This window comes from Kytococcus sp. HMSC28H12, assembly GCF_001816045.1.
GTDB classification, from domain to species: domain Bacteria; phylum Actinomycetota; class Actinomycetes; order Actinomycetales; family Dermatophilaceae; genus Kytococcus; species Kytococcus schroeteri.
On the sequence record NZ_KV824477.1, the window covers coordinates 1446 to 2751 of the forward strand.

At 73.4% G+C, this 1306-nt stretch carries 2 protein-coding genes; both read right to left on the bottom strand.

What is annotated here, in order from left to right; translation table 11 throughout:
- The coding region (locus tag HMPREF3099_RS13485; protein ID WP_237769784.1) for a protease inhibitor I9 family protein at positions 1–645 on the bottom strand (645 nt) is incomplete at its 3' end.
- A gap of 187 nt (positions 646–832) precedes the next feature.
- A partial coding sequence (locus HMPREF3099_RS06770; RefSeq protein ID WP_168168471.1) for a S8 family serine peptidase occupies positions 833–1306 on the bottom strand: 474 nt, incomplete at its 5' end.

Sequence of the window (1306 nt, forward strand, 5' to 3'; positions counted from 1 at the left end):
GCCGACGGTGCCGGCCACGTGGGTGCCGTGACCCTGGCAGTCGTTGGTGCCCATGCCGTCGTTGATGGCGCTGGCGCCGCCGGAGACGCGGCCCGAGAGGTCGCCGTGGGTGGCGCGGATGCCGGTGTCGATGACGTAGGCGGTGACGCCCTCGCCGGTGGACTCGTAGCTGTACGTGCCGTTGAGCGGCATGTCCGCCTGGTCCACGCGGTCCAGACCCCACGGGGCGCTGGTCTGGCTGCCGGCCACCGACACGGTGCGGTTCTCGGTCACCGAGGCCACGGACGGGTCGTTGCGCAGGGCCCTGACCTGGGCCGGGGTGAGGTCGGCGGTGAAGCCACCGAGCGCGGTGAAGCGGTCGCCCACCCTGACGCCCTTGGCGGCCCAGCGGTCGGCCTGCTTCTGGGTGGCACTGGCCACGGCGGCCCGGGCGGTGGGGGACGCCATGGCCGAGGGGCCGGACCTCACAGTGGAGGGGAGCTCCAGCATCACGATGTAGCCGGAGTCGGGGACGTCGAGCAGCTCGGCCTGCTGCGCGGCGGGCTGGGCGTCGGGGGCGGTGAACGGCGCGGCGGTGGCGCTACCGGCACCCAGGGTGAGGGCGGTGGCGGCGGTGAGGGCGAGGGTGGTACGCGACAGGCGCATCGGAACTCCTTGTGCGAGGGGTGGCCGGGCGAGGGGGGAGGGGGTGTGCGAGCCCGGCCGGTAGACGGAGTTTCTGGTGCGGTGTGGGAGGAGGACAGGTACCTGACCAAGTCTTGACCCGTTCTTGGGCAAAGCGGGACGGGGTGACCGGTCCTCCTTGACCGATCACCCCGTCGGGGGGTGGTGCTCAGGCCGAGGGTTGACCCATCTCGGCGGCGTCGAGCAGCAGGTTGGGCGACCCGTTGGTGCCGCCCACCGCATCGGGGGTGGCGGTCCGCTGCAGGGCCGAGGTGAGATCGGCGACCGTGGCCTCGGGGTGCTGCTGCAGGTGCAGCGCGGCAGCGCCGGCCACGTGTGGGGCGGCCATCGAGGTGCCGCTCATGGTGGTCCAGGCCGTGTCCCCGGCGATGCCGGCCGAGACCACGTCGCTGCCCGGGGCGAGCAGGTTGACGCACTGGCCGTAGTTGGAGAAGTCCGAGAGCCGGTCGGCGGAGTCGGTGGAGCCCACGCTCAGCGCGCCCTCGGCACGGCCCGGGGAGGTGGAGCAGGCGTCGGCCGAGAAGTTGCCGGCGGCCACCACCGAGAGCACCCCGCTGGCGGTGAGGCGGTTCACCGCCTCGTCCACGGCCTCGTTGGCCGGGCCCTGGATGCTCAGGTTGGC